The following is a 24,809-nucleotide window of genomic DNA, read 5'->3' as shown; positions in this document are numbered from 1 at the left end:
GTCATTTGAGTTGGAATTTACAGGTGAACGGTTTATCCCAAACTACCCAGACAAGCAAATTGAAATTGAACATTTGCAAAGATATTATTCAATTGCGAATCTAGTAAAAGGTAAAATAGTTGTTGATGCTGCCTGTGGAGAAGGTTATGGATCTTTTTTTCTATCAAAAAGTGCAGAAAAAGTAATTGGGATTGATATAAGTGATGAAGCAATTTCAAATGCACAATTAAAATATAAAGAATCTCAGAATATCAAATTTATACAGGGGTCTGTGGATTCATTAACAATGTTAGATGATAATTCTATTGATGTATTTGTTTCCTTTGAGACAATAGAACATATTAATGAGCAACAGCAATTGAAATTTATAGCAGAAGTTACAAGAGTACTTAAAGATGACGGTATTTTTCTGATCTCAACTCCTGATAAATATTGGTATACAGATTGGGCCAATCATAATAATACCTTTCATGTAAAAGAATTTTATAAAGAAGAATTCAAAACGTTTTTAGAAGGTTTTTTTGCTAATATTCAATTTTTTTATCAAAAATTCGAGGTTCTGTCCATAGTAGCAAATAATAATAGTAACTATGTAAATCACATAGCTTTAGATGGAGATTTAAACCTGAATCAAGGTAAATATATAATTGCTATTTGCAGTAAAAAGGATATTGGAGATATCGACTTCAGTTCAATTATTTCTATTAAAGAAATCACTTACAATAATTTAATAACTCGCATTACTTCACTACAAGAAGAAGTAGAAGAAAGAAATATTCATATTCATAATTTAGATCAACGAATTAATGACCTAGATTATCAGCAACAAACCCATCTCCAAGAAAAAGAAATTCAAATGGAGAAGATTGAGAAGTGTAAAGAAGAAATTGTGAAGCAAAAAGAAGATATAATAATGCAAAAAGAAGAAATTCTGAAGCAGAAAGAAGAAATTCTGAAGCAGAAAGAAGAAATTCTGAAGCAGAAAAACGAATGGATAGAGCAAAAAGAAAGGTTTAACGAACAATCAAAGGCGCTTGAATTAAAATCAGAAGATTGTTATCAAAAAAACAAACAATTAGAAGAAATTATACATTCGGATATGTGGAGGTTTTTCTCTAAATACTACAAAATTCGCGATCAAGTTATACCTCCTAATAGCAAACGTAAATTAATTGCAAAATTATTAAAAAGATCCTTAAAAGAGCCGAGAGCTATGCTTTCAAAAATTAATATGGGGAATTTTAAAAAATTCAGATATTATCTAAATACAGATAAGAACGGCTTGTTGGAAGAACGAATTGATAATTACTTAAACAGGTTTAATGCAACAGAAACGACTTCTCAACAACTTTTTTTGGTTGATGATGATATTGAGCTGGAAAAGTTAGTTTTTCCTATCTATGAGAATCCAAAGGTTACGATAATAATTCCTGTTTACAATCAATGGCGATACACCTACGCTTGTTTAAAGTCTATTTTGCTGCAAACACCGGGGATACCATATGAGGTCATTATTGCAGACGATGTGTCTACAGATGATACTATGAAAATAAATGAGTATGTGGATAATATTACAGTAGTGCGTGATGAAATTAATCGTGGGTTTTTATTAAATTGTAATAATGCAGCTACTTATGCAAAAGGTGCTTATATATTCTTGCTAAATAATGATACCAATGTCCAAGCTAATTATTTAGATTCACTGGTCGAATTAATTGAATCGGATAAAAGAATTGGAATGGTTGGCTCTAAGTTAGTTTATCCAGATGGTAGGCTTCAGGAAGCAGGAGGAATCATTTGGAATGATGCAGGTGGATGGAATTATGGTAGATTAGATGAACCGGATACTACACAATATAATTACGTTAAAGAAGTAGATTATATTTCTGGAGCTGCAATCATGATTCGTAGAGAGCTATGGGAATCAATCGGTGGGTTTGATGAAAGATATGTTCCTGCTTATTTTGAAGATTCCGATCTTGCATTTGAAGTCAGAAAGCATGGATATAAGGTATTGTTACAGCCTAAATCAGTAGTTGTGCATTTCGAGGGTATCTCACATGGGACTAATACTAATACTGGAATTAAAGGTTACCAAATAAAGAATAAAGAAAAGTTTATTGAAAAATGGGGAGAAGTGTTAAAAAGTGAGCATTTCGCAGATGCGCATAATGTATATTGGGCTAGAGATCGTAGTCAGTTCAAGAAAACCCTTCTAATTATTGATCATTACGTACCTCATTTTGATAAGGATGCGGGAAGCAGAACCGTTTATCAGTACGTCAAGTTATTCGTAGAGATGGGATTTAATGTGAAATTTGTTGGTGATAATTATTATAATCATCAGCCTTATACTTCAATTCTCGAACAATTAGGCGTAGAAGTTTTCTATGGCAATTGGTATGCAAGTCACTTTAAGGAATGGTTGAAATTAAATGGTCAATATATCGATTATGCTTTTTTGAATAGACCGCACATTACTGAGAAGTATATAGATCAAATTAAAAAATATACAAAAGCAAAGATTATTTACTATGGGCATGATTTACATTTCTTAAGAGAGATAAGGGAGTATAGACTTACCAATAATCCTGAACTGTTAAAATCCTCGGAGAAATGGAAGGAAATTGAGTTTGACATTTTTTCTAAATCAGATGTAGTTTATTATCCTTCACAGGTAGAGGTAGACGAAATTAAACAATATCTACCTGAGTTAAACATTAAAGCCATTCCGGCGTATATCTTTGATACACTGAAAGGAAATATTAAAGCTTTCTCAGAAAGAGAGGATTTGCTTTTTGTTGGTGGATTTGGACATAAACCTAATATTGATGCGGTCCTTTGGTTTATACAAGAAGTGTTTCCAGCAATATTAAATCAATATCCGGATATGAAAATATATATAGTAGGATCAAATCCTCCTGAGCTAATTAAGAATTTACAGGCTAAGAACATCATAATAACTGGTTTTGTTACCGATGAACGGTTAGAGCAATATTATAATGATTGTAAGATAGTTGTTGTTCCACTAACTTTCGGTGCTGGTGTGAAAGGTAAAGTTGTTGAAGCTTTATATCATGGGATTCCAATTGTAACAACTAGCGTAGGGTCAGAAGGATTACCGAATATTGCGAGTTATGTGTTAGAGTCTGATGAAGGAAGTAGCTTTGCGGGATTAGTTAATGAGCTTTATGTAGATAATGAGCGGTTAGAGCTTCTTTCAGCTCAATCTATTAACTATGTTCAAAAGTACTTCTCTAAGCAAAGTGTTTTAAAAATTATTAGTCATGACTTCGAATTGAAAGGAAATACTGATGATTATTAGATCTAAAGCACCATTGAGATTGGGACTGGCTGGCGGAGGTACGGACGTTTCTCCCTATAGTGATCAATTTGGAGGTTATGTCTTAAATGCAACTATTGATATGTATGCTTATTGTACGATAGAGACAACGGATAGAAACACAGTTGTCTTTCATGCAGCTGATCGAGATGAGATATTTGAAGCTAAGTCAGAGGCGTCCTATGAATTGAACGGTTATTTGGATTTGCATAAAGGAATATACAATCGCATTGTAAAACAATTTAATAATAAACAGGCACTCTCAATTAAAGTAACAACGTATTCAGATGCTCCTGCAGGTTCTGGATTAGGTTCGTCATCAACCATGGTTGTAGCCATATTAAAGGCTTTTGTAGAATGGTTGAATCTTCCTTTAGGAGATTATGATATTGCGCAGTTAGCTTATCAAATTGAGCGAGTTGATGTTGGTTTAAGCGGTGGAAAACAGGATCAATATGCGGCTACTTTTGGTGGATTTAATTTTATTGAGTTTAATGCTAATGATCATGTAATTGTTAATCCACTTCGTATCAAACATTGGATAATCAATGAGCTGGAGAATTCAGTAGTGCTATATTATACAAGTGTTTCAAGAGAATCTGCCAAAATTATTGATGAACAAGTTAGAAGTGTGGAATCTAATAATACAAAATCATTAGAGGCCATGCATGAGTTGAAAATCGATGCGCTTATAATGAAGGAAGCTATCTTGAGAGGCGATATTCTTAAATTTGCCAATTACCTCGGTAAATCATGGGATGCCAAAAAAAGAATGGCTGCATCAATCTCAAACAGCAACTTAGATCATATCTACGATATTGCAATTCAAGCAGGTGCTTATGCTGGAAAAGTTTCAGGTGCAGGTGGTGGCGGTTTTATGATGTTTATTGTTGATCCAGTTCTAAGACTTAATGTAATTAAAGAGTTAGAAAAGTTAGACGGCCATGTGATGAATTTTCACTTCACAAAAAATGGTACTCAAGCCTGGAGGGTTTAGGATGCACAATTATATTAAAAATCATATCAAAGAATCATATGAGATTAAAAAATCAATACTTGAAAATGATCAATTAACGAATTTGATTAAAGAGGTATCAGAAAAAGCCATCGAGGTCTATCGTGCAGGCAACAAGACTATTCTTGCAGGAAATGGTGGCAGCGCAGCAGATGCGCAACATATTGCCGGCGAATTTGTAAGCCGGTTTTATTTTGATCGACCAGGTTTAGCATCTTTAGCACTAACTACTGATACTTCTATACTTACAGCAATTGGCAACGATTATGGATATGAACAGCTATTTGCCAGACAGGTACAAGCTAACGGAGTTAAAGGCGATATGTTCATTGGCATCTCCACCTCTGGCAATTCCAAGAACGTTATTAAAGCGTTAGAAGTATGCAAAGAAAAAGGAATAATAACCGTAGGCTTCACAGGTGCATCAGGTGGAAATATGGCAGAACTATGTGATTATTGCATTAAAGTACCTTCCAATGAAACCCCACGAATTCAAGAATCTCACATATTAATTGGTCATATTCTTTGTGCTATTGTTGAAGAAGTTATATTTGGAAAGGGCTTTTAAGTTATGGAGGCCATTATTCTCGCAGGCGGCTTAGGGAGTCGCCTGCGATCTGTTGTTGCAGATGTCCCGAAGCCTATGGCACCAATTAATAATCAACCTTTTTTGAAATATCTTATGGATTATCTAGATAAAGAAGGGATAACAAAGGTTATCCTATCAACAGGTTACAAGCATGAGGTAATTGAAGCTTGTTTTGGTAGTAGATATAAGGATATTGAAATTGTTTATTCGATCGAAGATCAACCATTAGGTACTGGTGGAGCGATAAAAAAAGCACTTGATAAAGTGACTTCTGAGAACGTATTTATACTTAATGGAGATACTTTTTTTAATGTAAATCTGCAGCAATTACTTGAAAAACATCTTGAATTAAATTCTCTATTAACGTTCTCTTTAAAACCAATGACACAATTTGACCGTTATGGGATAGTAAAAACGAATGCTGATCGGATTGTAGCCTTTACAGAGAAAATGTATTGTGAATCGGGAAATATAAATGGTGGCGTTTATGTAGCGCAATCTAGTTTGTTTAATCAATTAGACTTACCTGATAAATTTTCTTTCGAAACAGATTACATGGTGAGATATGTTGAAGAATTAAATTTTAATGCCTTGATTTCTGATAAATATTTTATTGATATTGGTATTCCCGAGGATTATTCAAAAGCTCAATCCGAATTAGAGCAGCAACTATGAAAAAAAAGGCGCTATTTTTGGATCGGGATGGTATTATTAACGTCGAAAAGAATTACGTATACAAAATTGAAGATTTTGAATTTATGGATGGAATTTTTGAGATTCTTAGATTTTTTCAGGAAAAAGGCTATTTATTAATAATCATTACTAATCAAGCTGGTATTGGTAGAGGATATTATACAGAAGAGGAGTTTCATATTCTTACAGCGTGGATGCTCAAGCAATTTGAACTACAGGGCATATATATTACGAAGGTTGAGTTTTCTCCATATCATCCAGAGCATGGGTTAGGTAAATATAAATTGGATAGCGACTGTAGGAAACCAAATCCAGGCATGATTTTAAGATCTGCAAAAGAATTTGATGTTGATTTAACTGAATCTATATTGATTGGGGATAAGGATTCTGATATTGAAGCTGGATTACGGGCAGGAGTAAATAAGAATATATTAATTAGTAATGGTGAGAATATTTCAATTAATGAGAGAACAGCAAATGTTATTGAAAACAATTACGTAAATTTATTGAGCTTTATCGAAAAGGGGATTTATGAATATTAAAAAGATGAATTTTACTAAACTAAATATTTTCTACATTTTTTTATTCATTCAAATAGTGTTATATATTTTATACATTAATAATTCTACTGCAAATATAATCTTCCAAGACCAATTTGATTTCTTGAATTTTTTAGGAAAGTATTATAATGGGGATTTGACTTTTCAAGATTTATGGCGTGGTCACTTAGAACATCGTACTTTAGGTTACAATATTATTTTTCTCTTAAATGCTATTTTTTTTCATTTAAATACAACATTGGAAATGTATTTTGGTGCTTTTATTTTAGCTATTACTAGCATAATATTATTTAAAAACTATAGTAGAAGTCTTCATCAATTGGGAAATGATAAGTATAAACAATTTTCCTCACTATTTATAATCATGCTATTGTTTAGTCTTATTCAATGGGAAAGTATTGTGTTTAGTCTTGGTATAGCAGAATTTATTAAAAATCTATTTTTTATTCTTACCTTTGTTTACTTAGATTTGGTCATTAATTTTCGAACAAGAAAAAATATTATTGTATTTATTTTGTTTTTCATTTGCTCTATATTAGTATTTGGTGGTGGTTATGGCCCAGCTTTAGTTTTGAGCATGATTATAATATTAATAATCAATTTATTTATTAGTAAATCTGTGAAATTTTCTAAAAATTTAAAACTATTGTTATATGTTTTATTTCTTTCAAGCGTTTTATTTTTAATCTATTTTTATCATATCTATGAAGACAATATGGTCGCAGAACATGCGTCTATTAGTCAAAAAATATCATTTATTTTCCATCATTTTATAAATGCAATAAAATATGTGCTATTATCAATTTCATCCAGCGTAGTTGGGGTGAATGTAGCAGATAAATACTTTAGTCTGAATAAGAACATTATTATTGGTACATTAATTGCTCTTCTTTTTGTGTATAGTTTAATTAAATTTTTTAAAACGAAAATGTATATTAAGACATGGTTACCATTGCTCTTTTTCATTTATGGTTTTATTACCTTTGGTTTAATATTAGTGGGACGTTTTGATTTTGGAATTACTTATGGAATGTCATCTAGATATGTACCTAATACTCAATTTGCGATAATTGGTATTGTATGGATTTTGTTTTATTGTTTATTTTTAGAGATAAAAGTGAATGCGAGTGAAGTAAAGAAATATAAAAAAACAAAGATAATTTTATATTTACTACTTATCGGAGTAATATTTTCAGGGCATCTCGTAACAACAATTGTCGAGTGGAAAATATCACCTTATCGAAAAATTAATTTTGAAAAACTTAGAACAATTGCAATGGATATAGATAAGTATAGCTCCTCTGATTTAAATATGTTTCAATATGATGAAAGTATGGTTCGGAATGGACTGAAGATATTACAAAAGAATAATCTTAGTGTTTATTATGATTATAAAGGACAAAGAATTGGAAGCAATCTCACATCGGCAAATCTTATATCTGGATGGTATCCAATAGAGGGTGAATTTAGATGGACAAGTAAAGAAGCAATTGGTTACTTCAATATTGAGTCTGAAAGCAATTTGCATATCCAAGGAAATATACCGGATGTATATAGTAATTTAGTTTTATCAATTTCTATAGATGATAAAATAATTATGAAAAGCGAACTAAAAAATGGAGATTTTGATATCTCAAAAAAAGTAGAGCAAATTGGAATTAAGAAAGTAACATTAAGTTTAAGTGATTCTTTCATTCCAAAGCAAACAGGAAACTCAAAGGATGAAAGAGAATTGGGTATTATCATAAAATCTATTAGTTTTAAAAGGGAATAAATACTCAATCATGAAATTAGTGCAAGCTTGTTCATGGGCTAACCTAATTAGATATTTGGACAGGTTTGAAATGTCACTAATTACAGAGGATTTTTGCCTTAAACAGACTTAGAGTTAACAAATGGGGTGTGTATTATTGTATTAAAAAACAGATTGATAGGTATTATATGTATTTTTATTGCTATTCTATTTCAAATTATCCCGTATAATAAATTAATTTTAAATGGAGTATTTAAGTACCCCTCAAATCAAATTGGAACAATACAAAGTGGAATTGAATTTTTATGTTTACTAATTCTTTTTTTTGGAATGTCGTTTATTAAAAATCGAAACAAATTTGTTATTTCCTTTTTAGTAGTCATTTTCTTATTTTTATTATTTCATCAAGTACTTTTAGCTGCTGTACTGGGTATCGTTTATTTTGAAATTATTATTATGTTTGGTAGTTTTATATTTAAAATTTTATCTATAAACTCCAAAGATGGGATTCGAAAATATTTAGATTTTTTTATAGTTGGTTTAACCATTTGGTGTTTTCTTGCTATTGTTTTATCTTTCGCTGGATATGGAAATATTAATTGTCTTAGAGTGTTAACTATTTTTATTGCTCTGATAAGTTTTATTAATCACAAGTGCATTCCATTAGTTTTCTGCATAGTAAAAGAGATTTCAATAAGTAATATATTGGAAAGGCTTTTCCAGTTATTTATTACTTTAACCATTTTAGTTCAATATGGGAAACTAACTAACGTTATTGATTTTGATTCAATGATGTATGGATTGAGACCTGAATATGTTTTATTTGGAGAAAGTTCCTTTTTTGATAATTTAGGATATGTTCTTTTTCCCTATTATTATCCTAAATTATTTGAATTGTTTCTTGCCCCTTTAAGTAATTTAGACTCGTTCAGTTTTATTTATAGTGGAAATGTGTTTGTGTTGATTCTGTTAACTTTAACAATATATATATTTATTAGAGAAAACGGAAGCAAGAAGATTGAAGCCTTGATAGTTACAAGTGTCACTATATCAATACCAATGGTGTCTAATATGGCCTCAACTGCAAAACCTGATTTATTTAATGCTTTAATTATAGTTTTAGCAACATTCTATTTTTGGAATTGGATAAAAACAAACAATTTCAATAGTCTTATACTTGGATTAATTGGGTCGACTATTTCATTATCTATAAAATTTAATAGTTTTCTTTTTGTACCATTGATAATTTTTGGTGTGTTTATTCTACGATTAATAAATAATAAATATGAAATCAAATATTATAAAAAAATAAAGACTAATAATTACCCTATTATAAGTATTTTAATTTTATCCTTTTTGGTGTTGTTAGGGGTTTGTTATCGTACGTTCATTCTTACTGGATATCCGATTTTTCCGTTGCTAAGTAATTTATGGGGAATAATTGGATTTAAGCTAAAATACCCCTTTTTAAATTTAAACATAGTACCTACTAATTCATTAAACTTTATGGAGATAATAAAACATTGGTATCATTTAGTGTTAGATCCTAATAAATATAGTAATTTTGCAATGATTTGGCCAGGTAATCTTTATATTTTTTTATTGATTATTACAACATTATTATCTTTTATGCATTTTAATAAAAAAAATTACAAGTTATTTTTTGTAGTATTACCAATGTTTATAGCTTTTATTTATTTTTTAACAACCGCAGCAAAAGGGGGGGATGGAAACTATTACTTGGCTCCGGTCATATTGATTATAGTTACATTAATTAAACCACTTCTTGAGTTTAATTGGGAAATTAAACGTCTAATATTAGCTTGCCTCATTTTGTTTATTCCATTACAATTATTTTTAGTGCTAGTTTCACATTCATCATGGACACCTGGTATGAGCAAACTAACTATAAGTGGATTGAAACTATGGTCAAGTTCAAAAACTGAAAAACATATAGTATTTCAAGATATTGGTCTTTTAGAAATTGAAAAATATCTAGAAACTAATAATAAAGCAAACTCAAGATGCATTGGTTATGGCCCAGATGGAATTATGCACCAACTTTCATGTGGTTTTGAATATATTCCTCATGTAGTGATGGCATATGGTGGTAATTCTACTATAGGTAACAATAGAGAAAATTTTTTAAACTACCTAGAATGGGGACATATAAGGTTTATAATTAGGCCTAAAGCAATGGATTTAGAGGGTGATTCAATTAATAAGACAATCACTGAATTAAAGGCAGATCCCAAAGTACATTTAATTGAATCTGCAGATTTCACAATGCTTGATATTTCTGATTTAATTTATTAACTTAATCTAATAACTTGATTGTTGCAAAATCTTGATGTTTCAATGCATGCAGGGGAGCCTATAAAAGCATTAGAGTAAAATGTAATGGTGAGAAGTTTGTGAAGTGTGAGTTTATTTGATACCATGATGTTTGTATGAAATTAAGGAAAAATAATTTTGGAGTGATTATAAAGAATGGATACTAAACAATTATTTATATCAGTTGTAATCCCTGTTTATGGATGTGAATTATGTTTAGAGCAATTATATCTTCGGCTAAAAAGAACATTGGAACCAATAAGTAGTAATTTCGAAATTATCTTAGTTAATGATGCAAGTCCTGATGAATCTTGGAACACAATTAAATACTTAGCTGAAATGGATAGTAGAGTAAAAGGAATTAATCTTTCAAGAAATTTTGGACAGCATTATGCAATAACAGCTGGTCTTGATTACGCGCATGGTGAATGGGTTGTCGTTATGGATTGTGATTTACAAGATCAACCCGAAGAAATTACTAAATTATATAATACAGTTAGTAAAGGGTATGATGTAGTATTTGGTAGAAGACATGAACGAAAAGATACATTTTTAAAGAAGCTAGGATCTTTCGTTTTCTTTAAAATATTAGATTATTTTACTGACAGTAAATCAGATAATTCAATAGCAAATTTCTCAATAAGTTCAAACAAAGTGATTCGTAATTTTAGAATGATAAAGGAGCAAGGGAGATCATTCCCACTTTTTGTAAAATGGTTAGGATTTAATATAGGTTACGTTGATATTGAACATTCAAAAAGATTAATTGGTAAAACTTCATATAATTTTAAAAAGTTATTTAAATTTGCGATTAATAATATAATATTCCAATCCAATAAGCCCCTTCAATTATCCATTGTATTTGGCTTTTTAATATCACTTGTATCATGTATATTTGGTATGTATTTAATGATTAGATATTTCTTTTTAAATCAACCGGTATCAGGATGGACAAGTTTGATTGTTTCACTGTATCTAATAGGTGGATTGTTGTTTGCTAATATGGGTATTCTAGGACTTTACATTGGGAAGACATTTTCTGAAGTGAAGAAAAGACCGCTTTACGTTGTTAAAAATGCTATAGGAATAAAGATAAATGATTGAAACTAATAGGAGGGAAATTTGAATGAAGAAAATTGAACTATTAAATGAAATTAAGGAAATATTACAGGTAGACATGGAATTAACAGATGATATGAAACTGGAGGAAATTGAAGACTGGGATTCATTAGCAATTGTTAGTGTAATTTCACTTTTCGACCTTTTGCTTTCAGTGAATATTACTTCACAACAAGTGAATAATTGCAGAACAATCCAAGATTTATTAAATCTGACTAACGGAAAATTAGAATGATTAAATTTACAGAAAATGATTTATATTTGGTAACAGGTGCAAGCTCGGGAATAGGTAAAGCGATTGCTTTAAGAATTAATGAACTTGGTGGAAAAGTACTTGCGGTTGCTAGAAGAGAAGAAAAATTGATCGAGATGAGAAAGTTAGCTCTGCATCCCGATTTAATTATTCCAATTGTAAAAGATTTATCGGCTAATTTAGATGAATTGCCTTTATGGTTGAGAAATCTGACCATTGAATTTGGTAAATTTAAAGGGCTAATATTATCTGCTGGGGTTCAACAGACTGTGCCTTTAAAAACAATTTCTATCACAAAGGCTAAAGAATTATTTGAAGTTAATTATTTTGCAAACTTAAGCTTATGTAAAGGTTTTTGTGATAAAAGAGTATACTCCGAATCTAAAAGTTCAATTGTGTTAATATCTTCAATAGCAGCGATAAAAGGAAGTCCAGGTCTTATTAATTATAGTGCTGCTAAAGGAGCGATTGATTCCTTAGTAAAATCTATGGCATTAGAAGTCGCAAAATATGGTATTAGGGTGAACGCAATAGCACCTGGTTTTGTATTGACTGAAATGATTGAAAATTGGCAAGGTGAAAATACTGGAGAGTATTTAGAGAAAATGACTAAGGGATACCCTTTAGGCTTAGGAAGGGTTGATGATATAGCAGATTTGACTTGTTTTTTACTTTCTGGAAGTTCAAGGTGGATTACTGGACAAAGTATTGTCATAGATGGTGGTGCAAGTATATGATCATTGAGGAAAACGGTATTCGACTTTTGAGATTAACTGAAGAACATATTGAATTAGTAAGAAATTGGAGGAATGATCCTAAAATATCTCAGTTTATGGAGTTTCGGGATTTTATAACAGAAGAAATGCAAAAAAAATGGTTTTTATCTATTGACAATAAAGAAAATTATTATTTTTTAATTGAATATAAACATCAGCTTATAGGATTGACTGAGATTAAGAAAATTAATTTTACAGATCATTCCGCTGAAGCGGGTATCTTTATTTATTCCGAGGAATACTTAAATTCAATGATACCTTTTCAAGTGACTTTGTCTTTGCTTGATTTTGCTTTTAATTATTTAAATATTGTTTTTATTAATTCTTACATTCTTAAAAGTAATAAGAGAGCTATTCGTTTTAATAAAGCGTTAGGCTTTGTTATGTTGGATGCTCAGGAAGCCATAGAAAAACAACACTACAGATTATTCAAAGATAATTTTTTGTTATGTACTAGGAAAATTAGAAGTGTGATAAAAAAGGAAATCACTTTATAAACCTTTTTATGGGTTCTAAATTAATTTCTTTTTTTTAATTTCTTGTTGTACAATACACGTAGGCTAAAACAATTAGAGGATAGGATGTGAGTATAAATCTTGATAAAAAGTTATATTCAATCAATTGAGTATTATTTCCCACAAAAGAAGGAGTATAATTCCACTGAAGACAAAATAACAGGGAAAATAGGTATATATGAACGGAATATCTCTACTGAAAATGAGATTGCTTCTGATTTTGCAGTTCAAGCAGCAGAAAAACTTTTTCAGAATTCAGATTTTGACAAGAATCAAATTGATTATTTGCTTTATTGTACACAATCTCCAGATTATATATTACCTACTACAGCTTGCCTTATCCAAGAACGATTGAAATTACCAACTACTTGTGGTGCACTTGACTTTAATCTGGGATGTTCAGGATATGTTTACGGTTTGTCCCTTGCCAAAGGATTGATTGAAACAGGTATTGCAAAGAATGTATTATTACTTACTGCTGATACTTATAGTAAGTATATTCATCCACAAGATAAAAGTGTGAGAGTATTGTTCGGTGACGCAGGGACAGCCTCTTTAATTTCAGGAATGCATTCCGAAACTGATTATATTGGCCCATTTGTATTTGGTACAGATGGGAGAGGTGCAAATAATTTAATAATTCCAGCCGGCGGAAGCAGAGAGCCAATATCACAAGAGTCAGGAATTGCAATACAGGATTCTTTTGGGAATACGAGGTCAAGACAAAATTTGTATATGAATGGTCCAGAGATATTTAATTTTACACTGCAAGAGATTCCTCTAGCTTTTCAAACATTATTAAACAAGTCAAGTCATGAAATTTCGGATTATGACTTGTTTGTATTTCATCAAGCTAATAAATATATGCTGGAACATCTCAGGAAAAAGCTGAAAATTGAAAGTGAGAAGTTCTCCATACAGATGGAGGATTGTGGTAATACTGTATCTTCTACAATTCCAATTGCTTTAAAACGAGAATGGGCTAATCAAAGAATTACCCTCAACTCAAGAATGATGTTATTAGGTTTTGGAGTAGGATATTCTTGGGCAGGTTGCGATATAGTATGGCATGAAAATTACTCATAATATGGAGGAATGGAAAATGAATAAAGTAGAATTTATAAATGAATTTGAGGAAAATGTTGTTTTTGTTGAAGTTGGATCTTTGAATGTAGAAAGTATTTTGGCTGATATTGAGGAATGGGATTCTATGGCTACTGTGGCTACTATAGCTTTGATTGATGAACATTTTGATATTACCCTTAAAGCTGAAAAATTAACCTCTTGTCTTACTTTAGGCGATATTATTGCGTTAATACAACATAAGTTGGAAGGTTAATTGAGATGACAATAGCTAATGTTTATAACTCGAGAATTGTTGGTATTGCATGTGCTGTTCCAAATAATGAACTAGATATAGCACAATTTGGAAATCGATTTACTGAAAAGGAAATCAAAAAAATTTCTAATATGGTCGGAGTGAAAAAGTTATTTAGAGTAAATGAGGAACAAACAACAGCTGATTTATGTATTGCCGCAGCAGAAAAAATACTAGATGACCTTAACTGGGAGAGGGACAGTATAGATGGAATAGTATTCGTAACACAAACACCTGACTATATACTCCCAGCCACATCATGTTCAATTCAAAAAAAATTAGGCTTATCCGATCATTGCTTAGCATTTGATGTTTCATTAGGTTGCTCTGGATATGTCTATGGATTGTTAATCGCCTCTCAATTTATACAAAGTAAGGCGTGTAAGAGGATGTTATTGCTTGTAGGCGATACGATCAGCAAGGTTATATCCCCAGAGGATCGATCGGTTGCTTTACTATTTGGTGATGCAGGTTCTGCAACTGCATTAGAATTTTCAGAGGTAGAGCAGAAGATGACTTTTGTTGTTGGGACTGATGGTCATGGTGAACAAAATTTAATTATTCCGGCAGGTGGCTTCAGGACCCGTAAGGGAAGTGAAACAAATGTCAAGGTGAAAAATGACGATGGGAATATACGCTCTCAAGAAGATCTCTATATGAATGGTTCAGAGATCTTTAACTTTACACAGGAGCGTGTGCCCAGGTTGATAAAGGAAACTTTAGATAGTAGCAGTATGATTGAAGCAGAAGTGGATTATTATGTTTTACATCAAGCTAATAAATTCATGCTGGATTATATTGTGAAAAAAACTGGAATTGATAAAGATAAGCTTCCTACAAACATAGAAAAATATGGGAATACGAGTTCTGCTTCTATCCCCCTTGTATTAGTGGGATGTCTGAAGGATGAACTTTTGAATAAACCACTAAACCTATGTTTAGCGGGATTTGGAGTGGGCTATTCTTGGGCGGGGGCAACTATCAATTCAAATAAAATATTTTGTTCTGAAATTGTTTATTGTTAGGAGATTGATTAAGTATGAATCCTTTTACTTTGCAAGATAAACTTATTCTTATAACAGGTGCATCTTCAGGCATCGGAAGAAAAACAGCAGAAATCTTAAGTAATCAAGGAGCCATAGTTGTTCTGGTAGGAAGAAACGAGGAGCAATTATCTAAAACACTTGAACAAACAAAAAATCCCGATAAACATTTCATTGAAGTTTTTGATCTTACTCAAACTGATGAAATATCTGGCTGGATAAAAGGTCTTTCAAAAAAAATCGGGAAACCATTTAATGGTTTTGTACACTGCGCTGGTTTACATCAGACCATTCCAATTAGAGTAATAAAAAAGAAACATATGGAAGAAGAAATGTCTCTTAATTTATACGCAGGAATTGCTATTATGAAAGGTTTTTCGAGTAAAAACATTTGCGTCAAAGGAAGTTCATATGTTTTTATTTCTTCTGTAATGGGTTTAGTTGGTGAGTCTGGAGTTATTAGTTATTCTGCAAGTAAAGGGGCAGTCATAGCAGCAGTTAAATCTGCAGCTATAGAATTATCCTCCTTACAAATTAGGGTGAATTCCATTTCCCCAGGAATTGTACAAACTGAGATGGCTGCAGATATCTTTAGCTCTATACCTAAAGAACAATATGAATTGGTATTAAAGAAACATCCATTGGGATTTGGAAGTCCAGAAGATGTAGCTTATGCTACTGTATATTTATTATCTGACGCTGCAAGATGGATTACGGGAACTAATTTAATAGTAGATGGTGGATACACTTGTCAGTAGCTACCACTAAAATAATTCGATAATTGTTTGGGTGAAAGGATTAATATGGGATATTTATATATATTCGGCACGATACTTTTCACTGTAGTAGGGCAAATTATGCTTAAATGGAGAATTGGCAAATTTGGATCATTACCTGAAGATACGATGGACAAGATTATTTTCTTAAGTAGGCTTATGATTGATCCATTTATTTTGTTTAGTTTTTTTTCGGCTTTTATTGCTTCGTTATTCTGGATAGGAGCAATGACTAAATTTGATATCTCATTTGCATATCCTTTTATGAGTTTATCGTTTGTTTTAGTGTTTTTTATTTCAATATTCCTATTTAAAGAGCCAGTTACATTCTATAAATGTGCGGGCATGTCTTTAATCGTGTTAGGAATAATAATAACAAGTAGGACGTGACTATGATACACTTTAATGTTCCAGCGATAACTGGTAAAGAACAAGAATATATCGCACAAGCTATTTTAAACAAAAAGCTTTCTGGTGACGGTAATTTTACTAAACAATGTAACGAGTGGTTTGAGAACCATTTTCGAACACGAAAAGCATTACTTACAACATCGTGTACTCATGCTCTTGAGTTAGCTGCTATTTTAGCTGATATTCAAGAAGGGGATGAAGTTATTATGCCTTCCTATACTTTTGTTTCAACAGCTAACGCTTTTGTATTAAGAGGTGCGAGAATTGTTTTTGTAGATATTCGACCGGATACTATGAATATTGATGAAACACTTATCGAGGCTGCTATAACCAAGTATACGAAAGCCATAGTTCCAGTTCACTATGCTGGCGTTTCTTGCGAAATGGAAGTAATTATGGATCTAGCACTGAGATATAATTTATTAGTGATTGAGGATGCGGCCCAAGGAGTTATGAGCACCTATAAAGGAAGAGCATTAGGTACCATTGGGCATATGGGTTGTTTTAGCTTCCATGAAACGAAAAATTACAATTGTGGAGAAGGTGGAGCTATTCTACTTAATGATAATAGCTTTGTAGAGCGTGCCGAAATAATTAGAGAAAAAGGAACTAATAGAGCTCTGTTTTTTAGAGGGGAGATAGATAAATACACTTGGGTAGATGTAGGTTCTTCATATCTTCCTAGTGAGATTAATGCTGCTTTCTTGTACGCTCAATTAGAATCAGCAGAAGTTATTAATTCTGATAGGTTAAAAAGTTGGAACTTGTATTATAAATTATTAAGACCACTCCAAGAAAAAGGACAAATAGAGCTTCCGAATATTCCAATGGAATGTGTGCATAACGCCCATATGTTTTACTTGAAAGTGAAAAACTTAGAAGAGCGTACTGCCTTGATGGCCTTTTTGAAAGAAAAAGGAGTTATGAGTGTATTTCACTATGTCCCATTGCACAGTTCCACTGCAGGTAGACGTTTCGGGAAAATGCATGCAGAGGATAGATTTACTTCACAAGAGAGTGATAAATTATTAAGGCTTCCTTTATATTATAATTTTGGAGAAGACCAGATCGGAAGAGTAGTAGATTCCATATATTCGTTTTTTATAAATAAATAGACATATTGGGGGGATTAAAATGAAAGGTATCATCTTAGCTGGAGGAACAGGATCACGTCTTTTTCCTTTAACCAAAGTTACAAACAAACATTTACTACCTGTTGGGAAATATCCAATGATATTTCATTCTGTTTATAAGTTAAAGCAAGCTGACATCTTGGATATTCTTATAGTCACCGGGAAAGATCATATGGGTGATGTTGTTAATTTGCTTGGAAGTGGTAAAGAAATGGGTGTAAGCTTCACTTATAAAGTCCAGGATGAAGCAGGCGGAATAGCCCAAGCATTAGGGTTAGCTGAGCATTTTGTAGGTCAAGATCAAATGGTTGTTATTTTAGGTGATAATGTCTTTGTTGACGATATTTCTAAATATACAGTTAATTTTAAAGAACAGAAAACCGGTGCGAAAATATTAATTCAAGAAGTAAATGACCCACAAAGATATGGTGTTCCCGAATTGCAAGGGGATAGGATAGTTTCTATTGAAGAAAAACCATTACAGCCCAAGAGCAATTATGCAGTTACAGGTATTTATATGTATGATTGTAATGTGTTCGAAATAGTTAAAACGTTAAAGCCTTCTGGACGAGGTGAGCTTGAAATTACAGATGTAAATAATGCGTACATTGTTAGAAATGAATTAACATACGATGTATTAGATGGTTGGTGGACAGATGCAGGTACTCATGCATCATTAGCAAAAGCGAATGAATTAGCACAAGAATTATTTTTTGGTGAGGATTTCGGTAAACTCAAATTATAGGTAGGTGCGCTAATGAAGGTGATTGAAACAAAGCTAAGTGGTGTTGTAATTATAGAACCGAAAGTCCATTCAGATGAGCGCGGTTTCTTTGTGGAAAGTTATAACCAGTTGCTGTTTGGTAAATATAATATTAACCATACCTTTATCCAAGATAATCACTCTCTATCGGTTGAAAAAGGTGTGATTAGAGGGCTTCATTATCAATTAAAACCGAAAGCACAGACAAAGCTAGTTCGTGTCTTAGTAGGTGAAATCTATGACGTAGTTGTAGACATTCGCCCCAGCTCTGAAACTTACGGTCAGTGGATAAGCGTTTTATTAAGTGGAGAGAATAAACGGCAATTGCTTGTACCAACTGGTTTTGCGCATGGATTTTGTACTACTGTAATTAATACGGAAGTATTATATAAGGTGGATGAATATTATTCGCCTGTGCATGATAGGGGGATTCTATGGAATGACCCTTCACTTGGAATTGATTGGCCAATTTCTAATCCGATATTATCTGATAAGGATCACAAGCAACCTTTACTAAAGGATGCAGAAATTAATTTTGAATAAAAGGTAACCTGCTTTTAGGAGCGAATAAAATAATGAGTTTAAAAGTATTAAAGAAATACAAAAATCCTTTATTTTTAATTTCCCTTTTTATTATTAATTTTATGTGGTTTTTTAAAATGGGATCTCATTTTCATGTGTTAATGGGAGATGACCTAGCAGCTTGGAATTCATTCGAACAGGGCACTTCTTTTTTATCCAAGGCATTATTAAATACGGACGGTCAGAAATATAGACCGGTTTGGAACCTGATTCAATATGTTTTGTTCAAATTGTTTAATAGTAAATATCAGTTATTTTTTTGACAAATATTCTTTTTAATTACATTATTGTTATCTCTATATATAGCTTAACTAGAAGGATAAGTAAATGTAGCGCTTTAATAGCTTTTTGTATTAGTTTGCTTTATATTACATCTAGGTTTTCTTTTTATAATATTTTGCAGCTAAATGGTTTAATGGAAGCAATCTGTTTACTGATTATTATTCTAATACTTAATTATTCTTTTAGTTTTTATCAAACAGGAAAACATAATTCTGCGTACATGATTATAATATTATTTCTGATACTTATTTTTACTCATGAACGATTTATTGCCTTGCTGCCTTTTATCGTATTATTAATTTCTTTTAGTAAAAATTTAGTTAAAAGAAAGAAAATCTACTTTTGTTCAATTCCAATAATTTTTGTTATATTTAATATTTTTATTAAAGATATTGTTTTTCAAACGGGCTTTATGGTTGGAACTGGTGGAACTAATATTACGTTTAGTTTTTATTACATTTTTATATTTACAGCATGTGGGATATTAAATTTATTAGGTCTCAATGTTGGGCCACCTTATCTAAATGGGGAGTACATTCAGAATTCAAAATTGTACGTTCAATTGTTTAGTTTTTTCATAAGTCTGATAACTGTGGGGTTAATTATCTTCTTTATCAGAAATAATAAATTAGATAAACGATCAAATTTAATGGCAGTATTAACTGCAATTTTTCTAATCAGCTTATTGTTATTACCAGCAGTATTAACTATTCGTTTAGAATTAAGGTGGGTCTACGCTCCTTTTATTGTGTTATTGCTGTTATTTGCTTATATCTTTGGGAGAATTGAAAAAAAGCTATCGTATTTAGCCTTAATACTTTTGACTGTGTTTTCACTAGCAAATAATCTTTATTATAAAGATTATAATAATAATTCACGTGTTTTCTTTATTAGGTCTCAAGAAGCGGCAGAAGTTGTATATGATGATACAGTGAAAAGATATGGGGAGAATATAACGGACTATAAGATATATGTTATTAAAAACAGTGATTTTGAATGGATATTATTGGGGGAGACTTTTTTTAAACAATTCGAATTAAAAAAGAAGGTTACCTTCAACTATGTTGATAACATCCAAGATATAGAGAATAGTACAGAACATGCAATAATCTTTAGATTTAATGATGATACAAAAAAAGTTGAAAACATTTCAAAATTAATTCTAAAACAGGAGGCAATAAAATGAAATATTTAGTTACGGGCGGTGCTGGATTCATTGGCAGTAATTTTATTATGTATATCCTGCAAAAGCATCCAAGTGTGAGCATTATCAACTTGGATGCTTTGACGTATGCAGGTAATTTAGAGAATCTTGAAAGTGTTCAGGATGATCCGAGGTATAAATTTATAAAAGGGGATATTACAGATAATAAACTAGTAGATGAGATATTTGAGAGTGGAATAGACTATGTGGTTCATTTTGCAGCAGAATCACATGTAGATCGCAGTATTCTTGATGCAAGTATTTTCGTTAAAACAAATGTTATGGGTACTCAAGTCTTACTTGATGCTGCTAAGCGTTATGGTGTCACTAAATTCGTTCATGTATCTACAGATGAAGTTTATGGGTCTCTGGGTGCAACTGGGTTGTTTCTTGAAGATACTCCTCTTGCTCCGAACAGTCCTTACTCTGCAAGTAAAGCAGGTTCTGATTTATTAGTTAGAGCGTACCATGAAACTTTTGGACTTCCAGTTAACATTACAAGATGCTCAAACAACTACGGACCGTTTCAATTTCCTGAAAAGCTTATTCCTTTAATGATTGCAAATGCTTTAAGTGATAAATCATTACCTGTTTATGGCGATGGCTTAAATATACGTGATTGGTTATACGTAGAGGATCATTGTAGTGCAATTGATTTGGTTGTTCATCAAGGCGAACTTGGAGAAGTTTATAATATAGGTGGAAATAATGAACGAACGAATATTCAAATAGTGAAGACAGTGCTTACTGAGCTTGGTAAGTCAGAATCATTAATTGAATATGTTCAGGATAGATTGGGACATGACAGACGTTATGGAATTGATGCAACGAAGATTACTCAGCAGCTTGGTTGGAAGCCACAATTCGATTTCGAAAAAGGAATGCCTAAAACTATTCAATGGTATTTAGATAATCAAAGCTGGTGGAAAAGAATCCAATCAGGTGAGTATGAGGAGTATTATACCAAACAGTACGGATTACGGCGGTGAGACAATAATTGAAAATATTGATAACAGGTGCAAACGGCCAGCTTGGACGGGATTTAGTAGAGATCATTGGTTTAGAACACGATGTAATTGGATTTGGCAGAGAAGAACTGGATATTTGTGATCTTGAACAATGTCGTTCAGTTATTAATAAAGAAATGCCAAATTTAATTATTCATGCTGCTGCCTACACTGCTGTTGATTTAGCAGAATCTGAAGAGGATCTTGCATTTAGGATCAATGCATTCGGTACTCGTAATGTAACGATGGCCGCTGAAGAGATTAACGCCAAGCTTTGTTATGTTAGCACGGATTATGTGTTTGATGGTAGATCAGAGAGCTCTTATAAAGAATATGATAACACCAACCCACAATCTATTTATGGTAAGTCAAAGCATGCTGGTGAACTTTTGGTTCAATCACTTTCTAATCATTATTTTATTGTTCGCACCTCATGGGTATATGGTCAATACGGAAATAACTTTGTGAAGACAATGCTAAAATTAGGTAAAGAAAAACCAAATCTTAAAGTTGTTGATGATCAAATTGGCTCACCAACCTATACAATAGATCTATGTCAATTTATTCTTGAATTGATTGCTTCAGAAAAATATGGCATTTACCATGCGTCGAATTCTGGAAGCTGCTCATGGTTTGATTTTGCAAAAGCTATTTTTTCAGAAACTGATTACGTAACGAAAGTGGAACCATGCACAACCGATGAATTCCCACGACCAGCACCACGTCCCAGACATTCGGTTATGGACCATCAAGCCATCCGTTCCAATAATTTTACGGATTTGCGACCATGGAGAGAGGCTTTAAAAGAATTTCTAATAAGTATTAAATAGTTTGAAAATAATTTTAGATAAACAATAGAGCCAATTATTAATGGGCTCTTTTTTCTTTAAATGAATAAAAATGTTAGTTCATTCATTTACCTCATGCCATAAACATATATTTATGTTAAAATAAAGCGAAGCAAAGAAAGAAAATAACTAAGTTTGCTGGTGACATTTGATGGATGTAAGTATTCTTATATTAAATTACAATACTAGAGAGCTGACATTAAATGCTCTTCAATCGGTTTACGAATCAATATCATCTTATTCTTTTGAAGTGATCTTAGTAGATAATGCTTCAAAAGACGACAGTATAGAACATATTCAGCGTGAGTTCCCACAAGTTAAATTGATACTAAACAAAGAAAATGTCGGATTCGCCATAGCGAACAATCAGGCTATGCGCATCTCTCAAGGGCGATATGTTTTACTTCTAAATTCAGATACGCTGATTCAGCAGGACACTTTAGCTATTATGCTTCAGTTCATGGACAAGCATCCTGAGGTAGGCGCAGCAGGCTGTAAGCTTGTTCTGCAAGATGGATCTTTGGACAAGGCATGCAAACGGGGCTTTCCAACGCCTTCAGCGTCTTTCTATTACGCTTTTGGTATATCAAAGCTATTTCCCGCTGTTCCTAGGTTTAATCAGTACCAGCTCGGCTATAAGGACCCTGACGACGCATACCCTGTGGATTGCTTGGTAGGTGCTTTTATGTTTGTGCGTCGAGCTGCTATCGATCAAGTGGGAATGCTGGACGAGGAATTCTTCATGTATGGCGAAGACATTGATTGGTGTTATAGAATTAAACAAGCAGGCTGGGTCAATTATTACTATCCAAAAACGCAAATTTTACATTTAAAAGGTGCCAGCAGCCGTCGAAAACCAGTGAAAATTGTCTATGAATTTCATCGAGCGATGTGGTTGTTTCATCGAAAGCATTATCAAAAAAACTACCCCTACATTGTAAATGGTCTCGTATATGCAGGAATTGGTGTCAAGCTAGCGTTATCTTTAGTGAAAAATCAGATCAAACGAATGAGGTGAATACTGCATGATTCGCAAAAGTCAGTCTATTTTAACTCAGATATACGCTCTTTGTGACTTCTGCGTTATTCAAATCGTATTTTTTATGGCTTGGTGGATCAAGTTTAATTCAGGTATAATGCCAGCGGCTTCACCACTTCCCAAAGAACAATATTATTTATGGACCTTAGTCTATAGCATAATTGTGATTTCACTCGGTTTTTTGTTGAGTTTTTATTCGCCTAAACGTAAAAAGCGGTTTTCATTTGAAATACTTAAAATTATTCAAGTACACTTAATTAGTTTGCTTATTCTCTTAAGTCTCTTGTTTATTAATAAAGAACTTGATATTTCGCGGCAATTTCTTGCAGTACTGCTTTCAATGACCATTATAACAACTTCAATTTATCGATATATTGTCAAAATGACCTTAAGAAATCTCAGAACAAAAGGCTACAACAAGCAATTTGTTCTAATTTTAGGTGCAGGCAGCTTGGGGAGAAAGTTCTATGATAAGGTTCAGCAACAACCGGATTTAGGTGTCGAGATCATTGGCTTTTTAGATGATTTCCACACAAAACATGATAGTGTTAACCGTGAATATAAACCGATCCTCGGTATGATAGATAACTTGGAAAATATACTGGAGTCTGTTATTGTCGATGAAGTGATTATTGCACTTCCACTGGCCGCACATGATAAGTATGGGAAGATAATAAATGTCTGTGAAAAAGCAGGTATAAGGACGATGATCATTCCTGATTTCTATGATATCCTGCCAGCACGGCCTTATTTTGATCATTTTGCTGGAATTCCATTGATTAATGTACGTGATATTCCATTGGACGATATGGGGAATCGGTTAGCAAAACGTGCCTTTGATATTGTTTTTTCTTTATTTGCATTAATAGTTACTTCGCCTGTATTAGCAGTCGTAGCAGTTGCAATTAAATTGACTTCACCTGGACCTGTGATTTTCAAACAAGAACGTGTAGGCTTGAACCGTCGGATGTTCTCGATGTATAAATTCCGTTCAATGCGACAGGCTAGTCTGAAAACGGCAGATACAGGCTGGACCACTGAAAATGATGTTCGTAAAACGAAGATAGGTGCTTTTATCCGCAAAACTAGCTTGGATGAGCTGCCGCAGTTTTTTAATGTGTTGTTCGGCCATATGAGTGTGGTAGGTCCGCGTCCGGAGCGCCCATTTTTCGTAGACCAGTTTAAAGAAGAGATTCCGAAGTATATGGTCAAGCATCATATTCGTCCCGGCATTACAGGGTGGGCGCAGAGTAATGGGTTACGTGGTGATACATCAATTGAAGAGCGGATCTCACTTGATATTTTTTACATCGAAAATTGGACTTTTTTATTTGATATTAAAATAATTTGGTTGACGATTTATAAAGGCTTTGTTAACAAAAATGCCTATTAA

The 24,809-nt window shown here is 32.4% G+C and carries 25 protein-coding genes; all 25 read left to right on the top strand.

What is annotated here, in order from left to right; all coding sequences use genetic code 11:
- The first annotated feature begins 10 nt into the window (after positions 1–10).
- The 25 genes from EHS13_RS28310 (at position 11) to EHS13_RS28190 (ending at position 24,809) form a co-directional block, all read left to right on the top strand.
- Positions 11–3,325: a glycosyltransferase gene (locus EHS13_RS28310; RefSeq protein ID WP_155703596.1), complete on the top strand. Its 3,315-nt coding sequence runs from the start codon at positions 11–13 to the stop codon at positions 3,323–3,325.
- Complete coding sequence (locus EHS13_RS28305) at positions 3,315–4,340, top strand: GHMP family kinase ATP-binding protein (protein ID WP_155703595.1); 1,026 nt, start codon at positions 3,315–3,317, stop codon at positions 4,338–4,340. The genes EHS13_RS28310 and EHS13_RS28305 overlap by 11 nt, the downstream gene beginning before the upstream one ends.
- Before the next feature lies 1 nt (position 4,341).
- The gene (gene gmhA2 / locus EHS13_RS28300) at positions 4,342–4,926 is read left to right on the top strand and encodes a D-sedoheptulose 7-phosphate isomerase (RefSeq protein WP_155703594.1); all 585 of its coding nucleotides are present in this window, start codon (positions 4,342–4,344) and stop codon (positions 4,924–4,926) included.
- Positions 4,927–4,929: 3 nt separating this feature from the next.
- On the top strand, positions 4,930–5,622 hold the full coding sequence (locus EHS13_RS28295) for a nucleotidyltransferase family protein (RefSeq protein ID WP_155703593.1): 693 nt from the start codon (positions 4,930–4,932) through the stop codon (positions 5,620–5,622).
- Positions 5,619–6,182: a D-glycero-alpha-D-manno-heptose-1,7-bisphosphate 7-phosphatase gene (locus tag EHS13_RS28290; RefSeq protein WP_155703592.1), complete on the top strand. Its 564-nt coding sequence runs from the start codon at positions 5,619–5,621 to the stop codon at positions 6,180–6,182. The genes EHS13_RS28295 and EHS13_RS28290 overlap by 4 nt, the downstream gene beginning before the upstream one ends.
- Before the next feature lie 121 nt (positions 6,183–6,303).
- Positions 6,304–7,974 (top strand): hypothetical protein, encoded by a 1,671-nt coding sequence (locus tag EHS13_RS28285; protein WP_227013554.1) that lies wholly within the window; start codon positions 6,304–6,306, stop codon positions 7,972–7,974.
- A 153-nt stretch (positions 7,975–8,127) separates the two neighbouring features.
- Positions 8,128–10,269: a hypothetical protein gene (locus EHS13_RS28280; RefSeq protein WP_227013553.1), complete on the top strand. Its 2,142-nt coding sequence runs from the start codon at positions 8,128–8,130 to the stop codon at positions 10,267–10,269.
- Between the two features lie 174 nt (positions 10,270–10,443).
- The gene (locus EHS13_RS28275; RefSeq protein ID WP_155703589.1) at positions 10,444–11,391 is read left to right on the top strand and encodes a glycosyltransferase family 2 protein; all 948 of its coding nucleotides are present in this window, start codon (positions 10,444–10,446) and stop codon (positions 11,389–11,391) included.
- 22 nt (positions 11,392–11,413) lie between these two features.
- Positions 11,414–11,641: a phosphopantetheine-binding protein gene (locus EHS13_RS28270; protein WP_155703588.1), complete on the top strand. Its 228-nt coding sequence runs from the start codon at positions 11,414–11,416 to the stop codon at positions 11,639–11,641.
- Positions 11,638–12,396 (top strand): SDR family NAD(P)-dependent oxidoreductase, encoded by a 759-nt coding sequence (locus EHS13_RS28265; RefSeq protein WP_155703587.1) that lies wholly within the window; start codon positions 11,638–11,640, stop codon positions 12,394–12,396. Before EHS13_RS28270 ends, EHS13_RS28265 begins: the two co-directional genes overlap by 4 nt.
- The gene (locus EHS13_RS28260) at positions 12,393–12,932 is read left to right on the top strand and encodes a GNAT family N-acetyltransferase (protein ID WP_155703586.1); all 540 of its coding nucleotides are present in this window, start codon (positions 12,393–12,395) and stop codon (positions 12,930–12,932) included. The genes EHS13_RS28265 and EHS13_RS28260 overlap by 4 nt, the downstream gene beginning before the upstream one ends.
- Positions 12,933–13,031: 99 nt before the next feature.
- A complete protein-coding gene (locus EHS13_RS28255) occupies positions 13,032–14,036 on the top strand; it encodes a 3-oxoacyl-ACP synthase III family protein (protein ID WP_227013550.1) in 1,005 nt (334 codons plus the stop codon).
- 16 nt (positions 14,037–14,052) lie between these two features.
- The gene (locus EHS13_RS28250) at positions 14,053–14,289 is read left to right on the top strand and encodes an acyl carrier protein (RefSeq protein ID WP_155703584.1); all 237 of its coding nucleotides are present in this window, start codon (positions 14,053–14,055) and stop codon (positions 14,287–14,289) included.
- Positions 14,290–14,294: 5 nt separating this feature from the next.
- The gene (locus EHS13_RS28245) at positions 14,295–15,353 is read left to right on the top strand and encodes a ketoacyl-ACP synthase III (protein WP_155703583.1); all 1,059 of its coding nucleotides are present in this window, start codon (positions 14,295–14,297) and stop codon (positions 15,351–15,353) included.
- Positions 15,354–15,367: 14 nt separating this feature from the next.
- Positions 15,368–16,129 (top strand): SDR family NAD(P)-dependent oxidoreductase, encoded by a 762-nt coding sequence (locus EHS13_RS28240; RefSeq protein ID WP_155703582.1) that lies wholly within the window; start codon positions 15,368–15,370, stop codon positions 16,127–16,129.
- Positions 16,130–16,174: 45 nt separating this feature from the next.
- On the top strand, positions 16,175–16,537 hold the full coding sequence (locus tag EHS13_RS28235) for an EamA family transporter (protein WP_155703581.1): 363 nt from the start codon (positions 16,175–16,177) through the stop codon (positions 16,535–16,537).
- 2 nt (positions 16,538–16,539) lie between these two features.
- A complete protein-coding gene (rffA, locus tag EHS13_RS28230; protein WP_155703580.1) occupies positions 16,540–17,673 on the top strand; it encodes a dTDP-4-amino-4,6-dideoxygalactose transaminase in 1,134 nt (377 codons plus the stop codon).
- A gap of 19 nt (positions 17,674–17,692) precedes the next feature.
- On the top strand, positions 17,693–18,436 hold the full coding sequence (locus tag EHS13_RS28225) for a sugar phosphate nucleotidyltransferase (RefSeq protein WP_155703579.1): 744 nt from the start codon (positions 17,693–17,695) through the stop codon (positions 18,434–18,436).
- Positions 18,437–18,448: 12 nt separating this feature from the next.
- Entirely contained in the window at positions 18,449–18,997 is a 549-nt protein-coding gene (gene rfbC, locus EHS13_RS28220) for a dTDP-4-dehydrorhamnose 3,5-epimerase (RefSeq protein WP_155703578.1), read from the top strand.
- 32 nt (positions 18,998–19,029) lie between these two features.
- A complete protein-coding gene (locus EHS13_RS28215) occupies positions 19,030–19,299 on the top strand; it encodes a hypothetical protein (RefSeq protein ID WP_155703577.1) in 270 nt (89 codons plus the stop codon).
- A gap of 239 nt (positions 19,300–19,538) precedes the next feature.
- On the top strand, positions 19,539–20,504 hold the full coding sequence (locus tag EHS13_RS28210) for a hypothetical protein (protein WP_155703576.1): 966 nt from the start codon (positions 19,539–19,541) through the stop codon (positions 20,502–20,504).
- Complete coding sequence (gene rfbB / locus EHS13_RS28205; protein WP_155703575.1) at positions 20,501–21,511, top strand: dTDP-glucose 4,6-dehydratase; 1,011 nt, start codon at positions 20,501–20,503, stop codon at positions 21,509–21,511. Before EHS13_RS28210 ends, rfbB begins: the two co-directional genes overlap by 4 nt.
- A gap of 8 nt (positions 21,512–21,519) precedes the next feature.
- Complete coding sequence (gene rfbD / locus EHS13_RS28200; protein WP_155703574.1) at positions 21,520–22,359, top strand: dTDP-4-dehydrorhamnose reductase; 840 nt, start codon at positions 21,520–21,522, stop codon at positions 22,357–22,359.
- 169 nt (positions 22,360–22,528) lie between these two features.
- Complete coding sequence (locus EHS13_RS28195) at positions 22,529–23,395, top strand: glycosyltransferase family 2 protein (RefSeq protein WP_155703573.1); 867 nt, start codon at positions 22,529–22,531, stop codon at positions 23,393–23,395.
- Positions 23,396–23,402: 7 nt separating this feature from the next.
- On the top strand, positions 23,403–24,809 hold the full coding sequence (locus EHS13_RS28190; RefSeq protein ID WP_155703572.1) for an undecaprenyl-phosphate glucose phosphotransferase: 1,407 nt from the start codon (positions 23,403–23,405) through the stop codon (positions 24,807–24,809).

Source organism: Paenibacillus psychroresistens (assembly GCF_009728935.1).
GTDB classification, from domain to species: Bacteria; Bacillota; Bacilli; order Paenibacillales; family NBRC-103111; genus Paenibacillus_AC; species Paenibacillus_AC psychroresistens.
Note: the sequence above shows the minus strand (reverse complement) of the source record. Positions and strands in the feature narration are given on the sequence as shown.

What these genes read in the sequence shown, in the direction of transcription:
- EHS13_RS28260 (WP_155703586.1), top strand. Translation starts at nt 12,393, where the DNA reads ATGATCATTGAGGAAAACGGTATTCGACTTTTGAGATTAACTGAAGAA.
- rfbB (WP_155703575.1), top strand. Translation starts at nt 20,501, where the DNA reads ATGAAATATTTAGTTACGGGCGGTGCTGGATTCATTGGCAGTAATTTT.
- EHS13_RS28240 (WP_155703582.1), top strand. Translation starts at nt 15,368, where the DNA reads ATGAATCCTTTTACTTTGCAAGATAAACTTATTCTTATAACAGGTGCA.
- rffA (WP_155703580.1), top strand. Translation starts at nt 16,540, where the DNA reads ATGATACACTTTAATGTTCCAGCGATAACTGGTAAAGAACAAGAATAT.
- gmhA2 (WP_155703594.1), top strand. Translation starts at nt 4,342, where the DNA reads ATGCACAATTATATTAAAAATCATATCAAAGAATCATATGAGATTAAA.
- EHS13_RS28270 (WP_155703588.1), top strand. Translation starts at nt 11,414, where the DNA reads ATGAAGAAAATTGAACTATTAAATGAAATTAAGGAAATATTACAGGTA.
- EHS13_RS28225 (WP_155703579.1), top strand. Translation starts at nt 17,693, where the DNA reads ATGAAAGGTATCATCTTAGCTGGAGGAACAGGATCACGTCTTTTTCCT.
- EHS13_RS28275 (WP_155703589.1), top strand. Translation starts at nt 10,444, where the DNA reads ATGGATACTAAACAATTATTTATATCAGTTGTAATCCCTGTTTATGGA.
- EHS13_RS28215 (WP_155703577.1), top strand. Translation starts at nt 19,030, where the DNA reads ATGAGTTTAAAAGTATTAAAGAAATACAAAAATCCTTTATTTTTAATT.
- EHS13_RS28210 (WP_155703576.1), top strand. Translation starts at nt 19,539, where the DNA reads ATGATTATAATATTATTTCTGATACTTATTTTTACTCATGAACGATTT.
- EHS13_RS28265 (WP_155703587.1), top strand. Translation starts at nt 11,638, where the DNA reads ATGATTAAATTTACAGAAAATGATTTATATTTGGTAACAGGTGCAAGC.
- rfbC (WP_155703578.1), top strand. Translation starts at nt 18,449, where the DNA reads ATGAAGGTGATTGAAACAAAGCTAAGTGGTGTTGTAATTATAGAACCG.
- EHS13_RS28195 (WP_155703573.1), top strand. Translation starts at nt 22,529, where the DNA reads ATGGATGTAAGTATTCTTATATTAAATTACAATACTAGAGAGCTGACA.
- EHS13_RS28305 (WP_155703595.1), top strand. Translation starts at nt 3,315, where the DNA reads ATGATTATTAGATCTAAAGCACCATTGAGATTGGGACTGGCTGGCGGA.
- EHS13_RS28250 (WP_155703584.1), top strand. Translation starts at nt 14,053, where the DNA reads ATGAATAAAGTAGAATTTATAAATGAATTTGAGGAAAATGTTGTTTTT.
- EHS13_RS28245 (WP_155703583.1), top strand. Translation starts at nt 14,295, where the DNA reads ATGACAATAGCTAATGTTTATAACTCGAGAATTGTTGGTATTGCATGT.
- EHS13_RS28290 (WP_155703592.1), top strand. Translation starts at nt 5,619, where the DNA reads ATGAAAAAAAAGGCGCTATTTTTGGATCGGGATGGTATTATTAACGTC.
- EHS13_RS28295 (WP_155703593.1), top strand. Translation starts at nt 4,930, where the DNA reads ATGGAGGCCATTATTCTCGCAGGCGGCTTAGGGAGTCGCCTGCGATCT.
- EHS13_RS28235 (WP_155703581.1), top strand. Translation starts at nt 16,175, where the DNA reads ATGGGATATTTATATATATTCGGCACGATACTTTTCACTGTAGTAGGG.
- EHS13_RS28190 (WP_155703572.1), top strand. Translation starts at nt 23,403, where the DNA reads ATGATTCGCAAAAGTCAGTCTATTTTAACTCAGATATACGCTCTTTGT.